The organism is Alcanivorax nanhaiticus, assembly GCF_000756665.1.
Taxonomy (GTDB): domain Bacteria; phylum Pseudomonadota; class Gammaproteobacteria; order Pseudomonadales; family Alcanivoracaceae; genus Alcanivorax; species Alcanivorax nanhaiticus.
The window spans coordinates 237,942-253,967 of the sequence record NZ_ARXV01000006.1 but is presented as its reverse complement, the minus strand read 5'-3'; the positions used below and the strand labels follow the sequence as shown (position 1 = coordinate 253,967).

16 protein-coding genes are annotated in these 16,026 nt (G+C 56.7%); 10 read left to right on the top strand and 6 right to left on the bottom strand.

What is annotated here, in order from left to right; all coding sequences use genetic code 11:
* Positions 1 to 106 precede the first annotated feature (106 nt).
* Together Y5S_RS09725 and Y5S_RS09720 are read left to right on the top strand one after the other, a co-directional pair.
* Positions 107 to 1,399, top strand: coding sequence for an MATE family efflux transporter (locus Y5S_RS09725; protein ID WP_052041512.1), 1,293 nt, complete (start codon positions 107 to 109; stop codon positions 1,397 to 1,399).
* 297 nt (positions 1,400 to 1,696) lie between these two features.
* The gene (locus Y5S_RS09720; protein WP_035232521.1) at positions 1,697 to 1,942 is read left to right on the top strand and encodes a hypothetical protein; all 246 of its coding nucleotides are present in this window, start codon (positions 1,697 to 1,699) and stop codon (positions 1,940 to 1,942) included.
* 201 nt (positions 1,943 to 2,143) lie between these two features.
* Here Y5S_RS09720 and Y5S_RS09715 read toward each other — a convergent pair whose 3' ends face one another.
* Positions 2,144 to 3,106: a sterol desaturase family protein gene (locus Y5S_RS09715; protein WP_035232520.1), complete on the bottom strand. Its 963-nt coding sequence runs from the start codon at positions 3,104 to 3,106 to the stop codon at positions 2,144 to 2,146.
* 116 nt (positions 3,107 to 3,222) lie between these two features.
* Between Y5S_RS09715 and Y5S_RS09710 the strand changes: the two genes are divergently transcribed.
* Positions 3,223 to 4,248, top strand: coding sequence for a helix-turn-helix domain-containing protein (locus Y5S_RS09710; RefSeq protein WP_035232519.1), 1,026 nt, complete (start codon positions 3,223 to 3,225; stop codon positions 4,246 to 4,248).
* Positions 4,249 to 4,419: 171 nt separating this feature from the next.
* Positions 4,420 to 5,400, top strand: a complete 981-nt coding sequence (locus tag Y5S_RS09705; protein WP_035232518.1) for an NAD(P)H-dependent flavin oxidoreductase — start codon at positions 4,420 to 4,422, stop codon at positions 5,398 to 5,400.
* A gap of 174 nt (positions 5,401 to 5,574) precedes the next feature.
* Here Y5S_RS09705 and Y5S_RS09700 read toward each other — a convergent pair whose 3' ends face one another.
* Positions 5,575 to 6,096, bottom strand: coding sequence for a hypothetical protein (locus Y5S_RS09700; RefSeq protein WP_035232517.1), 522 nt, complete (start codon positions 6,094 to 6,096; stop codon positions 5,575 to 5,577).
* A 152-nt stretch (positions 6,097 to 6,248) separates the two neighbouring features.
* On the opposite strand from Y5S_RS09700, the gene Y5S_RS09695 reads away from it, so the two are divergent.
* Genes Y5S_RS09695 through Y5S_RS09685 form a run of 3 tightly spaced genes read left to right on the top strand, consistent with a single transcriptional unit; the run spans position 6,249 to position 8,642 of the window.
* Positions 6,249 to 7,295, top strand: a complete 1,047-nt coding sequence (locus Y5S_RS09695) for a DUF7064 domain-containing protein (RefSeq protein WP_035232516.1) — start codon at positions 6,249 to 6,251, stop codon at positions 7,293 to 7,295.
* A complete protein-coding gene (locus Y5S_RS09690; protein WP_035232515.1) occupies positions 7,295 to 8,305 on the top strand; it encodes a phosphotransferase family protein in 1,011 nt (336 codons plus the stop codon). Before Y5S_RS09695 ends, Y5S_RS09690 begins: the two co-directional genes overlap by 1 nt.
* Positions 8,295 to 8,642, top strand: a complete 348-nt coding sequence (locus Y5S_RS09685) for a hypothetical protein (RefSeq protein ID WP_035232514.1) — start codon at positions 8,295 to 8,297, stop codon at positions 8,640 to 8,642. Before Y5S_RS09690 ends, Y5S_RS09685 begins: the two co-directional genes overlap by 11 nt.
* Positions 8,643 to 8,766: 124 nt before the next feature.
* Here the strand turns inward: Y5S_RS09685 and fghA are convergent, their stop codons facing one another.
* Both fghA and Y5S_RS09675 read right to left on the bottom strand, forming a co-directional pair.
* The gene (fghA, locus tag Y5S_RS09680) at positions 8,767 to 9,606 is read right to left on the bottom strand and encodes an S-formylglutathione hydrolase (RefSeq protein ID WP_035232513.1); all 840 of its coding nucleotides are present in this window, start codon (positions 9,604 to 9,606) and stop codon (positions 8,767 to 8,769) included.
* A 226-nt stretch (positions 9,607 to 9,832) separates the two neighbouring features.
* The gene (locus tag Y5S_RS09675; protein WP_035232512.1) at positions 9,833 to 10,942 is read right to left on the bottom strand and encodes an S-(hydroxymethyl)glutathione dehydrogenase/class III alcohol dehydrogenase; all 1,110 of its coding nucleotides are present in this window, start codon (positions 10,940 to 10,942) and stop codon (positions 9,833 to 9,835) included.
* A gap of 139 nt (positions 10,943 to 11,081) precedes the next feature.
* Between Y5S_RS09675 and Y5S_RS09670 the strand changes: the two genes are divergently transcribed.
* Together Y5S_RS09670 and Y5S_RS09665 are read left to right on the top strand one after the other, a co-directional pair.
* Complete coding sequence (locus Y5S_RS09670) at positions 11,082 to 11,954, top strand: LysR family transcriptional regulator (protein WP_035232511.1); 873 nt, start codon at positions 11,082 to 11,084, stop codon at positions 11,952 to 11,954.
* Positions 11,955 to 12,328: 374 nt separating this feature from the next.
* Positions 12,329 to 12,730, top strand: a complete 402-nt coding sequence (locus Y5S_RS09665; protein WP_035232510.1) for a GFA family protein — start codon at positions 12,329 to 12,331, stop codon at positions 12,728 to 12,730.
* 251 nt (positions 12,731 to 12,981) lie between these two features.
* On the opposite strand, the gene Y5S_RS09660 is transcribed toward Y5S_RS09665, so the two are convergent.
* Complete coding sequence (locus Y5S_RS09660; RefSeq protein WP_035232509.1) at positions 12,982 to 14,136, bottom strand: hypothetical protein; 1,155 nt, start codon at positions 14,134 to 14,136, stop codon at positions 12,982 to 12,984.
* A 27-nt stretch (positions 14,137 to 14,163) separates the two neighbouring features.
* The gene (locus Y5S_RS09655) at positions 14,164 to 14,382 is read right to left on the bottom strand and encodes a hypothetical protein (protein WP_035232508.1); all 219 of its coding nucleotides are present in this window, start codon (positions 14,380 to 14,382) and stop codon (positions 14,164 to 14,166) included.
* Positions 14,383 to 14,693: 311 nt separating this feature from the next.
* Here Y5S_RS09655 and Y5S_RS09650 point away from each other — a divergent pair, with 311 nt between their 5' ends.
* The gene (locus Y5S_RS09650) at positions 14,694 to 16,025 is read left to right on the top strand and encodes a hypothetical protein (protein WP_035232507.1); all 1,332 of its coding nucleotides are present in this window, start codon (positions 14,694 to 14,696) and stop codon (positions 16,023 to 16,025) included.
* Position 16,026 lies beyond the last annotated feature (1 nt).

The following is a 16,026-nucleotide window of genomic DNA, read 5'->3' as shown; positions in this document are numbered from 1 at the left end:
GTCTCCCCAAACCCGATTCCAACCTGAAGGTTGTCCCGTGCAGCAGACCGACGCTCGCCCTTCCAATCTGACCCTGGCCCGCCAGTTGTGGGAGCAGACCTGGCCCATGGCGCTGGGGGTGATGGCGCTGTTGGGTTTTTATCTGGTGGACAGCGTGTTTGTGGCGCGGTTGGGGACGTTGCCGCTGGCGGCACAGTCATTCACTTTCCCGCTGGCGTTTCTGGTGATCGGGGTGCAGGTGGGGGTGGGCATTGCCATTGCCGCGTTGATTTCCCGTGCCATTGGTGCAGAGCAGTTTGAGGATGCCAACCGTCTTGGGGCGCTGGTGTTGGCTGGCGGTGGAGCCTTGTTGGCACTGTTGGCGGTGGTTTTATGGTGGGTTCAGGAGCCGGTGTTTGATCTTTTAGGGGCGTCCCCGGAAGTGCAGGCAATGATTCGTCCTTACTGGGCGTTGCAGCTGCCAGCCATGTGGATCGGTGGGGTGGTGTACTTTGGCTACAGTCTCTTTCGTGCCCATGGGGATACCCGCTTTCCGGGCATGATGATGGTGCTTACCAGTCTGCTCAATCTACTGCTCGATCCCCTGCTGATTTTTGGTGTTGGTGATTGGCAGGGGTTCGGCTTGCGGGGTGCCGCCCTGGCGACGCTGTTGTCATTTTGCATTGGTGCGCTGCTGCTGGTCTGGGCTCTGCGCGGCAAGGGCTGGGTTCAGCGGCACGGGATGATGGAGCAGGTAAAGAAATCGGCCCTGCCGTTTCTGCATATTGCTGGCCCAGCCATGATCAGTCAGCTGATGCCACCGTTGGCGGCCATGTTGGCGACTGCCATGGTGGCCCGCGGTGGTGAGCAGGCGGTGGCCGCCTGGGGGATGGCCAGTCGTCTGGAAAGTTTCACCATTGTATTGGTTCTGGGCATGACCATGGCGTTGCCGCCCTGGCTGGGCCGCTGTTATGGACGCCGGGACTGGCAGACAGTACAGCAGCTTATGAAAGTGGGTGCGATCATGGTGATTGGCTGGCAAACCTTGCTGGGCCTGCTGATGGCGGTATTGGCAGTGCCGCTCGCTCAGCTGTTGGTGGAGACCGCTCCGGTACAAGCTTACCTGGCTCTACTTATACGTTGTATGCCGCCCAGTTTTGGTTTTCTGGGGGTGTGCATGCTGGTGGTTTCTGCCTGTAATGCGCTGGGTTGGCCGTTGCGGGCCATGCTGCTTTCCTTCCTGCGCCTGTTCTTGTGCTATTTGCCGCTGTTGTGGCTGGGTTTCCAGCTGGGAGGTTTTGGCGGTCTGGCACTGGGCGCGGCGTTTGGCAACCTGATGGCGGGTGTAATGGCCTGGATGGGATATCAGCAGGCATTGTCTTCGGTGAAGGTGGTGTCAGCCGGGCCTGAGAATTCGTGAAGCTGCCTGTAAAACAGCCAGTGTGACGCAAATCACAAAGCCGCTTTTCTTTAAATACAATAAGTTAGCGTCGATTGTTAAAGTTAATTATAAAGTATTAGATCTGCCTAATACTATATGCTGTTTTTTCGTCTTATGCGCGTTTTTTTCTAGACTTCCCCTTCTTCCTGCCTAGACTTCACAAACAGGCACTGCGCAGAACTGCGTAAAGCCACTATAAAAAATCAATGGTTTTCAGATTAAAGGCGCTGAACACCAGACAAGAATGAATCAAGTCGGTACAAGTTGGGGCGGAATATGAAAAGCACAAAATGGATTTTGGCCATCATGATCTGGGCAGTGGCAGCCATCGCAGCGGCTGATGCGCAGACCACCGAACAGGAAATCGGTACCCAGTTGCGCGGTTACCAGTCTGAGCTGGAAGCGACCTGGAAAGACGCCGAGTCCTCCACCGACGCCAGCCTCGACACCCTGATGGACGGTATCGACCGCCTCACCAGCAACATCCAGCTGGAAGACCTGGTTGCCCAGGTGCAGCGTTAAGCGCAACGCGCTCGCATCACGCAAAGACAAAAAAGAAGGGAGCCAATGGCTCCCTTCTTGCGTTTTGGGATGGTGGAGGGTTGGCTGAAGAGCGTTGCTGCAAGTGACAAGTTTCAAGTTGCAACGCGGATCTGGGCGTAGCCAACTTGAATGGGGGAGGCCGCGTCCAAATGTTCGGACGCGATCTCTTTCGCTGGTCGTTTAACGTGAACTCTGGTCGCGTTGTAACTTGCCACTTGTCACTTGCTCCTCTCTGTTCCACTCCGGCGGTTTCCACAGGTGCTTGAGGCGCTGCAGCAGTGGTCCCCGCTTTGCCATATCCCGGAACATATCCATGTACTCATGGCACCAGTTCACCAGCAGGTTGTTGCTGTGCACCGGGCGGGTGATGCCGTATTCCACCGGCAGGTCTTTTTTCTCTTCCACGAAGGTGCCGAACATTCTGTCCCAGATCATGAATACACCGGCGTAGTTCTGGTCGATGTACTCAGGATTGCGGCCATGGTGAACACGGTGGTGGCTCGGGGTGTTGAACACGTATTCAATGGCCGGGTGCAATTTGTCCACCAGGGTGGTGTGGATAAAGAACTGGTAGACCAGTGATAACGCGTAGGCCACGCCGATCCACACCGGGTTGAAGCCGATTACCGCCAGCGGGACATAGAACAGCCAGCCGCCGTTGAAGATGTTGGTGGCGTTTTGGCGCATGGCGGTGGAGAAATTCATGCGCTCAGAGGAGTGGTGAGTCACATGGGCTGCCCACAGCCAGCGCACCCGATGCGAGCTGCGATGGAACCAGTAGTAGGCCAGATCCAGCAGTACCCACAGCAGCAGGCCAGTGAACCAGTTGAGTTCAATGTCCATCAGCCGGTAATGATAGGCGAGCGCGTAAACCGGAAAGGCAATCATGCCGGCAAACAGTAATTCCGTGGTCTGGTAGCCGGCCCCAAGCAGAAAGTTGAGTACCGATTCGCGGCCATCGACGAGGTTTGCGTCGTGGCGAATCTTGCGATACTCCCAGAGGAACAGGCCAATAAAGATCGGGGTGGCGATCACGAAAATGATCTGGCGTTCATCCAGTGCCAGCCAGGGCGCCACGGCATCCCACAGCGGCGCCAGCCCGCTGTTTGCCCAGACATCTTGAAACCAGCTTGTTATTGACATGATGTGGCCTCGCTAATTCGCATTGAGCCCATTGTGTCGTGGGTCGGGGCGAAAGTATTGACGATCTGTGCCTTATTTTTGACAATTAGTGCCACTTGGGAAATCAGGAAAGCATCATGGCCAGTCCTATGCGGGTGACCGGTGCCTGGGTGCAGCTTCTAACCGATTGGCTGGATCAGGAAAATCTGCCGGCCCCGGATTTGCGTACCGTTCTGGACAGCCGTAGCCCGGCTGATGTGGTGCCTCTGCCACTGTGGAATGCGCTGCTGGAGAAGGCAGTGGCCTTGCGTCCCGAATCGGTGGCCCCGGCACTGGACATCGGTGCCCGGGTGCAGCCGCGACATGTGGGGGTGCTGGGTTATCTGATTCTTACCTGCCGCACTCTCGGTGAGGCGATGCTGGCCTATCAGCGCTATGAGTCGCTGTTTTATGGGCGTGAAGTGGTGGAAGTGGTCGCTGAGGGCGGGACGATGGCGGTCTGCTGGCCGTCGGCTGATTCCACCGGAAAGCTGGCTGACAGCGCCGCGATTGCTGCACTGATTGCTTTTCTCCGTCGCCTGGTGGAATCACCGCCTTCGCCGACCCGTGTGGATTTTGTGTTTGATGAGCCTGACCTGGCGGCCAGGGAGGCTTATCAACAGTTTTTCGATTGCCCCGTGCGGTTTGGGCAGTCCCACACCCGAGTGGTGTTCCCGCTTGAGTTATTGGCCTTGCCGCTGCCCCACAGCGCGCCGCAGATGCGCAGCCTGTTGGATCGTCAGGCGCGAGCCATGCTGCTGGCGTTGCCGGAATCAGACAGTTTTGACCGTGCCCTGCAGCAGGCCATGGTCAGGCTGATGCCGGAAGCGGTGGTGACATTGCCGCGCCTGGCCAGTGAGCTGCACATGTCGGTGCGGACACTGCAGCGCAGACTGGGGGAGCGCAACATGACCTGGCGGGAATTGCTGGACAGAACACGCGAACAGCTGGCGAGAAATTACCTCTCAGACCCTTCTCTGACGCTGGGCGATATCGCCCTTCTGCTAGGGTTCTCCGAGCACAGCGCCTTTAGCCGGGCCTGGCGACAATGGACTGGCAGCACCCCGGCCAGTGTCAGAAAGCAGTTGCTGGCGGCGCAGAAGGGCGGCGGAACGGTTTTATGAATTTTTGCGTATTCCATTGAAAATCAAAGCATTGCGCTGAATGATAAGGCGCTTGTATCAAAACTGTCCGGTCCGCTGAACAATCCTGTCATTGCTGACCGACCGTCCACTTGTTTACTTTGCTGCCATCACGCCCTGTGGGGCAGTTCTAATTCAGCAGGGGAAAGACCCATGAAAACGCGTATTACCGAATTGCTGGGTATCCAGTATCCAATCGTCCAGGGTGGCATGCAGAACGTAGGCTATGCCGAGCTGGCTGCCGCTGTCTCCAATGCGGGTGGTCTGGGTATCATTACCGGTCTGACCCAACCGACGCCAGAAGATCTGGACAAGGAAATCAAACGCTGCAAGGAAATGACCGACAAGCCTTTCGGTGTGAACCTGACCATTCTGCCGACCATCAAGCCGGTACCTTACGAGGAATACGCGCGGGTTATCTGTGAAAACGGCATTACCGTGGTGGAGACGGCTGGCCGTAACCCGGAGCCGTTCATGCCGTTGTTCGAAGGCGCAGGCGTGAAAGTGGTCCACAAGTGCACGTCCGTTCGTCACGCGCTGAAAGCCGAAAAGGTGGGTGTGGCCGCGGTATCTGTGGATGGCTTCGAGTGTGCGGGCCACCCCGGCGAAGACGATATTCCCAACCTGGTACTGCTGCCTGCGGCGGCCAAAGTGCTGAAGATCCCGATGCTGGCGTCAGGTGGTATCGGTACCGGTGCGCAGATGGCAGCGTGTCTGGCACTGGGTGCTGACGGTATCAACATGGGGACCCGTTTCCTGGCGTCTGCCGAGGCGCCGGTTCATGAAAACATGAAGAAGGCTATTGCCCAGGCTTCCGAGCTGGACACCGCCCTGATCTTCCGTCCGCTGAACAACACTGCTCGCGTATTCAAGAACGCCGTTGCCACCAAGGTGAACGAAATCGAGCGTGAGAAAGGCCAGGACATGAAGTTCGAATACATCGTCGACCTGGTTGCCGGTGTGAAAGGCAAGGCGGCCCTGACCTCCGGTGAAATCGACGGTGGTATCTGGACCTCCGGTATCGTCCAGGGGCTGATCGACAGCTACCCGAGCTGTGCCGAGATCATCGATGACATCATGACCGAGTGCACCGCCACCATTAATGATCGTCTGGCAGGTTTCCTGAAAGGCTGATCAGCAACAGTTTCAAACTCGCTCTCCCGAGTCCGGCCAGGGGTTTCTCCCCTGGCTTTTTTTATGGGGGTAAATGACAGTGATGAATGCATCTGTTGCTGAGGTTGCAGTAATTCATGCTGTGCATTCAGAGCGCTAACAGTTCCAATGAGTGGTGTTATGTCTGATGCGCAGTCAGCCGGGCTTGGTTACTGCGAGAAAGATAATAATTGGAATCACGATAATCACCAGTGGCGTACTGATCTGAAAAAAGCGCCAGTGCCAACGCATCAGTTTTTCATAACGTTTCATGTCGCCTTTCAGACGCCATTGTTTTTTGCTGCCACCAAAATGCGATAACCAGTAGTCAAAGAGCTCGATGGGGCCGAACACCAGTACCACCAGTGCCAGCTTGATCACCAGCCAGTGGCTATCCATTCCCCAGCCTGCCAGCCACACCATCAGTCCGCCGGTGACCAGCACAATCGGGAACGCAATGTGCTCCAGAGCTGCACCCTTGTCGAACTGTTCCATGGTCCAGTTGCGGCGTTCAAGGCGGTGAGGATCGTCCGGATTGTGTTGCCAGGCAATCCAGGCTGACTTCACATACCAGGTGTAGGCCACGGCAGTGCTGAAGCTCCAAATCATGACAAAAAGTAAATGAATAAACTTTATTTGTAGATACCAGGGCTGTAGCAGAGCGCGAAGTTCATCCATTGTTATTCCCTTGTTTTTTCTTTGAATCTACGTGTTAACAGAGGGGGGCAACATGACAATTCCGCCAATCCATATTGTCAGTCCCGGACAGTGCAAAATGGCGACCCAGCCATCACCCTGAGGCAACGCTGAAAAGAACAAGGAGAACGAGCATGGATCTGGGTAAAGGTGCACGGATAAGACTGGAGCCACAGGACGAGTACATGCATCCGATTGAGGCGGCCCGCAACTTCAATGAGAGCATGTACATCAACCTGTTCGATCACCAGCAGGCCTGCGGCGGCTGGTTTCGGGTGGGCAATCGCCCCAATGAGCGACATGCGGAAATGTCATTCTGTTTCTATCTGCCGGACGGAAAGGTGGCGTTCATGTTCCGGCGCGTGGAGATAGACAACAATGATGCGCTGGCTGCAGGCGGTATGCACTTCGATGTGGTTGAACCGTTCAAGACACTGACTCTGAAATATGAGGGCAAGGCGGTGCTGCTGGATGACCCCCAGCAAATGGAAGATCCGAAAAAAGCCTTTGCCAACAATCCAACGGTGAACGTCAGCGCGGATCTGCTGTTTACCGGCATGACCCCGGTATACGGTGGCGAAGCAGTGGACGAGAGCGGTCAGCCCATCGAGGAAGATCCCGACGAGTCTTTTGCCCGTGGTCATTACGAGCAGCATATGAAAGGCGAGGGCAATGTCTGCATTGATGGAACCCCCTTTGCCCTGAGCGGTTTTGGTCTGCGCGATCATTCCTGGGGGCCGCGTTACTGGCAAAATCTGTACTGGTATCGCTGGCTGCCGCTGGTGTTCACGGAGCAGTTTGCGGTCAACATTTCCATTGTGCAGATGGCAAGCGGACGCCAGCATATCTGGGGTATGGTGTACGACACCCGTGATGGCAGTGAGTCGGTCTACGACCTGGTCGACACAGCCAGTATGGAATCGACGCTGGATGATCGCGATCAGGCGCAGGCACAGAAATTTTCACTGAAGACGGTATCTGGTCGCGAATATCAGCTCAGCGGGGAATCACTGGCGCTGATTCCTTTGCGCAACCGTCGACAGACCGACACTGGCGAATGGCGGCAGACCCGTATCACTGAAGCCATGAGCCGGTTTCAGTGTGATGGCCTGACCGGGTATGGCATGTCGGAGTACCTGGATCAGATGGTGGAAGGTGTGCCGGTGGGCAGGCACTGCTGATGGCGGTCTCTGCAGAACAGATTCTCGCTACGCTGCCGGCCCTGTTGCAGCAACGGTTGCAGCAGCCCTGTGAGGTGCTGGTATGCCGACGGCTTACCGCCGGTGCCTCTGCCGATACCTGGTGGCTGGAAGCGAATTGCGATGGACCGCAGCAGTGGATCCTGCGTTTGGATGCGGGTGCAGAAAACCTTGGTATGGCTCCGGGCAAGCGCTGGGAGGCACTGGCGCAACAGGCCGCTGAGGAAGCAGATTGTCCGGTGGCCAGGGTGGTGACCATTCTGTATGGCGATGAAGGCCTGGGTGAAGGCTACCTGATGGCGGCGTTGCCGGGGGAATCGCTGCCGCCGTTGCTACTCAAGGATGATGGTTATGCCGACGCCCGCGAGCGGTTCTGCGAGGATGTCGCCAGTGCACTGGCCGCGATCCATCGAACCCCGTTGGATAATCTCGAAGGTTTGCCGCTGCAGGATGCCGCCTTTCAGGTAGAAATGCTTTATGCCATGCATCTGGATTATGGCGAATCACTGCCGGTATTTTCACTCGTCTATGGCTGGTTGAAAAAGCATGCCCCGCAGACACGAACACCGGCACTGGTGCATGGGGACTTTCGGCTGGGTAACTTTCTGATCTCGGAGCAGGGACTCAGTGGGGTGCTGGATTGGGAGCTCACTCATCTGGGCGATCCCATGGAGGATCTGGGCTGGTTGTGTGTGAATGCCTGGCGCTTTGGCCGTCGAGATAATCCGGTGAGTGGCATTGCCCAGCGCCAGCAGCTGTATGCCGCTTATGAGGCTGCAACAGGTCAGGCGGTGGACGAGGCCCGCGTCCGTTACTGGGAGCTGCTCGGCACCTTCAAATGGGGCGTGATCTGTCAGTACCAGGCCTACAGTTATCTGCGTGGCCATGTGCCGTCACTGGAGCGAGCCGCCATCGGTCGGCGCGTTGCAGAAACCGAATACGACATGCTGGTGTGTCTGCAGGAATTGCTGGAGCTGAATCATGCCGATTAATCGCCCCACTGCTGACGAGCTCATGTCTGCTATCCGCAAATACCGCAACAAGCCGGACCCGGATGCCAAAGTGGATGGCTATTACCAGAAAATTATCGCCCACCTGGATGCCTTGCATGAGCGCGAGGCGCTGCTTGGCGAGGCCTTTGCTCGTGGTGAGCGATCCCGCTGTATTTCTACCGCCGCGCTATTGGGTCTGCCGGAAAATGATCTGGAGGAAATTTGCCGTTGCTTTGCTGAAGACGATATCAGCGACATGCTGCCGCTGATCATTGAGCTGTGGCTGCCCCTGGCGAAGGAAAAACTGGCAATAGACAGTCCGCGGTACAGGAAGTAATCAGTTCCGAGTTGCGAGAGACGAGTTTCGAAAGTCAAAATCCGAAGCCTGGTGCCTGGCCACCGGTTTTAGGTTTTCGAAACTCGTAACTCGATACTCGCTTCTGGAATCCTTGCCTTACCCCCTACTTCAACTTCTCGGCGTGATACTTCAGATGCTCATCAATAAAGCTGGCGATGAAGAAGTAGGAGTGGTCGTAACCGGGCTGCATGCGCAGGTTCAGTTCTACCCCGGCTTCCTGGCAGGCGGCCAGCAAGTCTTCCGGCAATAACTGCCCATCGGTATAAAAGTTATCGGCTTCACCTTGATCGACCAGTAACGGCAGCTCGCTGCCATTCTGGCGAATCAGTTCACAGCTGTCCCACGCTTTCCAGGTCTCACGATCCTCGCCCAGATAACCGCTAAAAGCTTTTTCACCCCAGGGGCACTGGCCCGGGTGGGTGATCGGGGCGAACGCCGATACGGAACGATAGCGGCCGGGGTTTTTCAGCGCGCAGATCAGTGCGCCATGGCCGCCCATGGAATGGCCGCTGATGGATTCCTTGCCATTCAAGGGGAAGTGCTGGTTAATCAGCGCCGGCAGTTCACTGGTGACGTAATCGTACATGCGATAGTGCTGGCTCCAGGGGGAGCGGGTGGCATTCACATAGAAGCCGGCGCCGGAACCGAAGTCGTAGCTGTCGTGCTCACCGGGCAGCTCCGTGCCACGGGGGCTGGTGTCCGGGCAGACGATCGCCATGCCCAGTTCCGCCGCCATACGCTGCGCCCCCGCTTTCTGCATGAAGTTTTCATCCGTGCAGGTGAGACCAGACAGCCACCACAGCAGAGGCACCTTCTGCTCTTCCGCTGCCGGCGGCAGATAGATGGCAAAGATCATCTCGCAGTTCAGAACCTTGCTGCGATGCTTGTAACGTTTCAGCCAGCCACCAAAGGACTTGGTGGCGGATAACAATTCGATATCCATGGAGCTACCCTTCTACAAAGCTGCTGTGGGAGCTCTCTGTGCTCGTCAGGGTATGCCTGCAAGCGATCCGAGCCTGGGCGAGGGGAGAGCTTCGAGTTGCGAGAAGCGAGTTTCGAAGGTCAAAAGCCGGCTCGCGCCAGGTGCTGCCTTTCGCAACTCGAAACTCGTTACTCGCCTTACCCTCTACAACAATGACCTGCCAACAGGCTGGCTCCCACAGTGAAAATCAAAACAAGATTACAGACCGAATGCTCTTGCCTTCGTGCATCAGATCAAACGCCTTGTTGATGTCCTCCAGGCCCATGGTATGGGTCACGAATTCATCCAGTTTGATCTCGCCCTTCATGTAACGATCCACATAGCCAGGCAGTTCGGTACGGCCTTTTACGCCACCGAAAGCGGAGCCTTTCCAGACCCGGCCGGTCACCAGCTGGAACGGGCGGGTGGAGATTTCTTCGCCGGCACCGGCCACGCCGATGATGACGGATTCGCCCCAGCCCTTGTGGCAGCACTCCAGCGCGGAACGCATCACATTGACGTTGCCGATGCACTCGAAGGAGTAATCCACGCCGCCATCGGTCAGTTCCACGATCACGTCCTGAATCGGATCGCTGTACTTGGTGGGGTTGATGAAGTCGGTGGCGCCGAACTGCCGTGCCATGGTTTCCTTGCTGTCGTTTACGTCGATGGCAATGATACGCTCGGCCTTTGCCATCACCGCGCCCTGGATCACTGAAAGGCCGATGCCGCCGAGGCCGAATACCGCCACGGTGGAGCCCGGCTCAACCTTGGCGGTGTTCAGTACCGCACCAATACCGGTAGTGACGCCACAGCCCAATAGACAGATCTTGTCCATGGGCGCTTCCTTGCTCACCTTGGCCAATGAGATTTCCGGTACCACGGTGTACTCGGAGAAGGTGCTGGTGCCCATGTAGTGGTGGATCATCTTGCCGTTCAGGGAGAAACGGCTGGTGCTGTCCGGCATCAGGCCCTGGCCCTGGGTGGCGCGTACTGCCTGGCACAGGTTGGTCTTGCCGCTGAGGCAGAATTTGCACTTGCGACACTCGGCAGTGTACAGCGGAATCACGTGGTCACCCGGCTTCAGGCTGGTCACGCCTTCACCCACTTCCTGCACGATGCCGGCGCCTTCGTGGCCGAAGATGGAGGGAAAGATCCCTTCCGGGTCCTTACCGGACAGGGTGTAGGCATCGGTATGGCAGACGCCGGTGGCGACAATCTGTACCAGCACTTCACCGGCCTTGGGGCCGGCCACATCCACTTCTTCAATGACCAGGGGCTTGCCTGCTTCCCAGGCGACGGCGGCACGTGACTTCATGATGACTCCTTGTTGGCGGCCCGGAAGGGCTGAAATGATATGGATTCACTATACGCAGACAGTAATCCGGGGATAAGGCACAATATGGCAATTGATTGTTGCTCCTCAGCAATAATGGAGACCAAAACAGGAGCCCCCCATGCAGCATTGGGATCGCATCGAAGCCTTTGTGGAAGTGGTTCGCCGTGGCTCCTTTGCCGATGCAGCCCGCCATCTGGGGGTGTCCAGCTCCCATGTGAGCAGGCTGGTGGCGCGGCTTGAAACCCAGCTGGGTACCCAATTGCTCTACCGCACCACCCGCCGGTTGACCCTCACTGATGCCGGGCAGGTGTACTTCGAGCATTGCGGCCAGCTGTTCGACGGCTTTCAGGAAGCGCTCACCGCCATCAGTGATTTCCAGCAGCAACCCACGGGTGTGTTGCGGCTCACCTGTGCCACCACCTTCGGTGAGCGTTTCATTGCTCCCCTGGTGAATGACTTCATGACCCAGCATCCGCAATTGTCGGTGCAGCTGGATTTCACCAATCGGCGGGTAGATATCGTCGACGAAGGCTTTGATGTGGCGATACGCACCGGAGCCTTGCCGGATTCCTCCCTGATTGCCCGCAAACTGTGTGCCCGGCGGGAGTACATTGTTGGATCGGCAGCGTACTTCCAGCAGCATGCCCGGCCCCACACACTGGGGGAGTTGGGTCAGCACAACTGTCTGCTGGGTTCTGCAGAGAACTGGCCGTTGGATGTTGAGGGGCAGCATCGTCAGTGGAAGGTTCAGGGCAACTGGAAAGGCAATTCGGGCATGGCACTGTTGGACGCTGCCCGGAAGGGGCTGGGGTTGGTGCAGCTGCCGGACTATTACGTGGAAGAGGATCTGGAAAGCGGCGCTCTGATCTCGGTGCTGGACCAGTATGCCTGTACTCATACTGCTGTCTGGGTGGTGTATCCCCGCCACCGGCACTTGTCTCCCAAAGTGCGACAGTTTGTGGATTTTCTGGTGGAAAACATGAAGCGCTGAAGAGCAATTAATAGTTATCAGTGAATAGTTAATAGCGGCGTGACAGGGCGTTGTGGGCACTTGGTCGCAGGAGGCCGCGCCCGGAATTTGGGTGCGCTCGATGGTGTAAGCAACCGGGAAGTGCGGAAAAAATACTGGAGGGGCTGCAAGCGATCCGAGCCTAAGCGAGGAAATCAGTTTCGAGTTGCGAGAAGCGAGTTTCGAAAGGGAAACACCCCTGGCCTCACATCTGACTGCCTGTCTTGGGTTTTCGAAACTCGTAACTCGCTTCTGGAGTCCTTGCCTCGCTTAGGCTCGGATCGCTTGCATGCAAGCTCTTGCGGCTACATCCTGTTCTCCCCCCCCAATGTCATGATGTCTTTCAAGGAGGAAATATGTACACGGGAAGCTGTTTGTGTGATGGAGTGGCATTTGAAATTGCCGGTGAACTGGAGCCCATTCAGGTTTGTCATTGTCAGCAGTGTCGCAAGGCTCAGGGCACCGCGCTGGTGACCAATATTCCTGTCAGTACGGACAAGTTGCGTTGGCTTAGAGGTGAGGACTTGTTGAAATCCTTTGAGTCCACGCCGGGGAAGCAACGGGTGTTTTGTCGCGAGTGTGGCTCACCGTTGTACAGCTGTCTGGAGGCGTTGCCTGGTGTCGTACGAATCAGAGCGGGGCTGCTGAACGAGCCATTGAAGACGCGCCCTGCGTTTCATTTCTTTGTGGCGTCTGCCTGTAACTGGTGGCAGATCAATGATGATCTTCCTCAGTATCAGGAAGGGCGTCCGGTATAAGTTCAGGGATAGTAGAAAGTAACGAGTTGCGAGTTGCGAAGCGCGAAAATCAGAACCGTAAAAACCTTGTGCGTTTGGAGCTACCAGGTTTTTCTCTTCGAAACTCGAAACTCGACACTCGAAACTCGAAACTCGAAACTGGAAACTCGAAACTCGAAACTGGAAACTCGAAACTCGAAACTCGCCAGCCCTCTCCAGCAAACCGCTTCTCCCGGCACCGGGAAATTTGGCTTGCTGAAGAAGACGGTCGCTTAGTTCAGGGCCGTTTTCAGCGCTTCGATCTCATGGGCATCAGCATTGCGATCTGCAAACGCCTGCCATTGGCTGGCGGCGTTGGCTTTGATAGCCGCGGCCATGGTGGGGATGGCGCTGTCCGGCAAGTGTCCAAACAAGCCCAGCAATTTGCTGTCATGGGCAGATTCCAGTGCCTGTGCCAGCGTCGCGGCCTGGGAGCCTGTCAGTACTTCGATAGCAGGAGCCAAGTGCGCCTGGTCCAGAAGCGGCAACAAGTCGAGCAGCTCATCCCAGCTGTTTTCTTCAGCGACCGTGCTGATCAGACTTTCCATGACCGGCGCTTTCCGCAACGTTTCCAGATTCACCACGTTTTGCTGGTGCTGGTTGTCCATGGCGTTGACGGCTTGTAGCAGGTTGGTCCACAGGCGCTGTTCACTGGCCACTTCAATCAGGTGACTGAGTACGGCGTCGCCCTGCTCGGCCACCATATTGCCCATGCGACCACGCAAGGTGGTGTTCACGTGTCCGTTCAGGGACAGCACAGCCGGCCACAGTTCGTGCTCGGTGGCGGCTTTCACCGTTGCGCGCTGCTGCTCTTCACTGAGCAGTTCCAGCAAGGTGTCCAGCTTGCTCTTGTCTTCCAGGTACAAGGCAATCTTCACCATGGCTTCGCCACTGTTGACGGTGGCGGTGATGGCCTGCAGTGCTGACGGTTGGATCACAGCGACAAAGCGGGCGAGGGTGATGTGCTCGTCCATGCTCAGCAGGGTCTGGGCAACCCGTGCCACGATTTTGTCTGGCATGGCGCTGAGCAGATCGCGGGATTGAGATGGCTCCAGATGGATGCAGAGCTTGGCCAGGAAATCATCCGGCAGCTTGTCTGCCAGTTTGATTGCACGCTCAGCAGGGAGCTCGGAGGCAATACCGGCGGCCAGTACAGAGCCCAGTACGGAGGTGGCGAGCTTGGCGCTGGCACCGGTGGGTACCAGTTTGCTGATGCCGGCGAGGCGCTGATAGCTGTCCTGATGCTGACCATAGAAAAATGCGGATACCGTGTTGCGGAAGGCGGCGAGCTGTCCTAGGTCCTGTCCATCAAGGAAATCCAGCGCGTTTTCTTCGCATTCCAGCAGGCGGCTGAGTTTGAGCAGTTCGGCTTGAGTTTCGATATGCATGTGAATCTTCCCGTAACGTTTCCGGTATTAACCGAACAGCATTTTCTTCACCGGGCGACGGAACGGCCCGGGTACCACGTTCAGCGCATTGTTCATCGCTTTTTCCACGCGGGTGTCCTTGGTCGCCAGCGCCGCCAGTACGGCGTCGGCAAGGCGGCTGCCCTGGTCTGCGGGCAGGGATTCGATAAAAGCCATTGCCTCGGCGGGCAGGCCTTTGCTTTTCAAGGTACTGATGGAATCAGACATGGTTCCTCCTCTGGATCTGGGGGCTGGCCTGATGAACTTCATTCATGAGGCGGCACAGGGTCGTTACTATGCCAGCCCCTGCGCAGGATGGAATTGCCGAAAAGCCGCATGGCCGGGGCGCTTCAGAAATTGTTACCCATCTAATTCGATGGCTTGTCCCAAATTGGTGCATCTCCGCTTGCTGAGCTGACATAAAAATGTAAAAAGTAAGAGCGCATGAAAATGCGTTTGAACCGTTTCAGGATCAGGAACGACTGCTAGACATCACTGTTGCTTCATGACGAAGCCTGAAGACCTACAGGGAGAAGACGATGTCATTGACTCAAACCCCACTACGCCTCGCCATTGCCGCTGCCACTCTGGGCTGGACAGGTGCCAGCATGGCGGCGGCCCCCAGCTGGAACTATGCAGAGGCTCGCTACACGGTAGATGGAAGAATGCCCTGGATTTCTTCTGGCGAGCGGATGTACCTCGATGGTGTTGCGCTGGAAGGCGCTGCGGCATTTGGTGATTACGTTTTTGTCCGCGCTGGCGCGGACAATCTCACGGGCAGGCTGGCAATTGATCCCGGCGAATACGTGGATGTGCAGGCACAGGACTGGTCCCATGTGGGCGTGGGGGGACACTACCCGTTGACGTTGGCGGGTGTGACAACCGACTTCTGGGCTGAGTTGAGTCTGGATCGGGTCGGGGTGTTTGGCCTGGCTGGGAATGGCTTCGGTTATGGGTTGGGGGCAAGAACGGCACTCAATGATCGCTGGGAAACCGAAGTGTGGTATCGCGCTGCCAGTACCGAGCTGGATGTGGATACCAATGAAAGCCTGGATCTGAATCCCAAGGCATACGGCGTGGATATCTTTTACCGCATGAATGATCGGGTGCAGATCAGCCTCGGGCGTTACTGGGCTGAGTTGGAGCTGGAGTCGGATGGCAATGACGATACCAGTGACCTGATGGTGACGCAGATTGGGCTGCGTTACCTGTTCGATGGCAACAACGAGGCAGGCAAAGAGGACAGGAAGGTGTCCGCCTTGAGCTATAACCAGATTGGTTTCGGTTATCTGGTAAGTGGTGATGTCACGCTGGACAGCGACAGCGATTCCAGTGACTTTGACAGTGAAGCGGGCTGGTTGATCAAAGGGCGAGTGTCTCCTTGGAAACATGTTTTCCTGGCGGCGGAAAATTCGGACGTGAGCTATGACCTGTCTGATGAGGGTGAGGTCGATAACCTTTTGCTCGATAATCGTTTGTCGGTTGGGGTGGGGGCTTACCTGCCATTGCTGGAAGGGGATCTGTCCGCCAGCGTCTATGGGCAGGTGAGTCATGATCAGATGACGTTCCTGGAAGCAGGTCTGCGCAGCGATGGCACCGGTTACCGGGTCGGTATGCGCGGGGCGGTATCGATGGTCGATGCAGAAATTTATTACCACAACGCGCATACCTCAACCAATCTGGGCACCACCAGCTATCGGATCAAGCCGGAAATCATTGGTGTGGAGGTGGGAGTCAGTCCCTTTGGTAATGGTTCTGCCATTACGCTGGGCTACCAAAGCCAGATGTCTGACTTCTCGGTTGAGGGCAGTGGCAACGAGATCGAGATCGATAGTGAAAACTGGTTCCTGGGGCTACGTCAGAGCTTCTGAG